Genomic DNA, 1953 nt, shown 5'->3' on the forward strand with positions numbered 1-1953 from the left:
CTTTTTTTACGTATTTAATTTAACAAATCTATAACCATGCGTAACTAACACTTTTAATAGCGCATACCCTGGAATTGCTAAAATAATCCCTATAATTCCGAATAAGTTTCCAGCAGTTAAAATGATAAATATAATTGTAATCGGATGAATATCTAGCTTTTTCCCCATTACTTGCGGAGAAATAAACTTACCTTCTGCTAATTGTACAACCATCATAACAATTATTACTTTTAAAACCATTTCTGGCGAGTCAATAAATGCGATAATTAACGCCGGAGTTATTGCGATTATTGGTCCTACGTACGGAACGATATTTACAATCATTGCTAAAATAGCAAGCAACACCGCATATTTAATCCCTATAATAAGGTAACCGATTAATAGCATAATACCGATAAACAAGCTAACGATAATTTGCCCTCTAATATACGAGCCAATTGCATAATGCATATCATCTAGTATTCTCATTGCCGCTGGTTGTCTTTGCTCTGAAATAAACTTTAAGAAGTGATTCGGTAATTGTTCACCATCTTTTAAAAGATAGAACAATATAAACGGAACCATTACAATTGTTAAAACAACTTTTGTAATAGTACTTAAAAATCCAGTTACATTCCCCGTTACTGATGCTAACCATTTTGTAAAAGCAATTTCTGTAAGTATACTTGAAAATCCAGTTACATTCCCTATTACTGATGCTAACCATTTTGTAAAAGCAACTGCGTATTCTTTTACCATATTCGCTACATCAATATTTAAGTTCTCTTGGATTTTACCAAATAAATTACTCTCCCCAAGTCTACGTGTCGCTCGCTCAATTTCATGACCGAAATACGGTGAATTATTTATTAACGCATCAATTTGGTCCCGAATAATTGGGATAACCGTTACAACTAAAAACACAAATAATCCTAGTACTATTAAATATATCGAGGCTATTGATACAATTCTTGAAACACCTTTCTTTTCTAAAAGCGAAACAAATGGGTGCAAGATATAAAATAGCACTCCCGCTACTAATACCGGGAAGAAAATTGTCTTTAAAAAGACGATAAACGGAGTAAAAACAAAAGAAATTTTCGTTAGCAATACTATGTTAATGAACAATAATGCAAATCCAAGTAACACCGCTAAATAATTTTGTTCTCTAAAAAACTTTTTTAACGTGTCTCTTTTTCTTACATTTACTTTATCCAATGAAACCACCTCTTTTCATCATAATCTATATCTTTATTTTCTTACAGCTTTCACTACACACGATGCAATAAGAATTAATACGATTGCTCCTAATAATGCTGGCACGACATGAATCCCACTAAATGATGGTCCAAAAGATCCAAATAATCTACTACCTAACCAAGCACCTAATAAACCTGTGATAATATTTCCGCACATACCCACTGAGAAATTTTTACTGGTCTAGAACTAGGAATTGTACCTGTAATGTGTAAATCCTTTCCAATATTTTAACAAGATTTAAAATTAAAAACAGGTTTTATTTATCTTTTAACAAAGGTACATTTAATTCTTTATTTGAGAGTGTTGCAAAACTCATAAATATCCAAAAATGAATGCATAAAGAAATCCGTTTTACAAATTGGGTTTCTTTGCCCATTCCCCGAAAAAGGGGATAAGACAGAAATTACTAATGATGTTAGACTAAAAAGTAGACACAGGTTAATATGATAAAAAATGAACCAAATGAGGTGTCTACATGGGGAAGGTAAAACAATATGAAGAAGAATTTAAACGCCAAAGCGTAAAACATATTTTACAAACCGGAAAGGCTGTAGCTCAAGTTGCTCGAGAATTAGGGGTTTCAGTGAATACTCTTTACGGTTGGGTAAAGAAATATAAACAAGAGCCCAAAGTTATAAAGCAACAAACGTTCCGTTCTGAAGACCAAAAAGAAACGGAGATGGAGCGACGTATTCGAGATTTAGAGGAAGAAAA

At 32.6% G+C, this 1953-nt stretch carries 2 protein-coding genes and 1 pseudogene; 1 reads left to right on the forward strand and 2 read right to left on the reverse strand.

The annotated features are described in order from the left end of the window. Positions 1–6 precede the first annotated feature (6 nt). Complete coding sequence (locus JDS99_RS30475; protein WP_199696452.1) at positions 7–1197, reverse strand: AI-2E family transporter; 1191 nt, start codon at positions 1195–1197, stop codon at positions 7–9. Positions 1198–1230: 33 nt separating this feature from the next. Further along, a pseudogene (locus JDS99_RS30480) lies at positions 1231–1419 on the reverse strand (GlsB/YeaQ/YmgE family stress response membrane protein); the annotation flags it as partial. Between the two features lie 295 nt (positions 1420–1714). On the opposite strand from JDS99_RS30480, the gene JDS99_RS30485 reads away from it, so the two are divergent. Continuing rightward, on the forward strand, positions 1715–1953 hold a 239-nt coding region (locus JDS99_RS30485), incomplete at its 3' end, for a transposase (RefSeq protein ID WP_199696454.1).

Source organism: Bacillus cereus group sp. N6, from assembly GCF_016483705.1.
Taxonomy (GTDB): domain Bacteria; phylum Bacillota; class Bacilli; order Bacillales; family Bacillaceae_G; genus Bacillus_A; species Bacillus_A wiedmannii.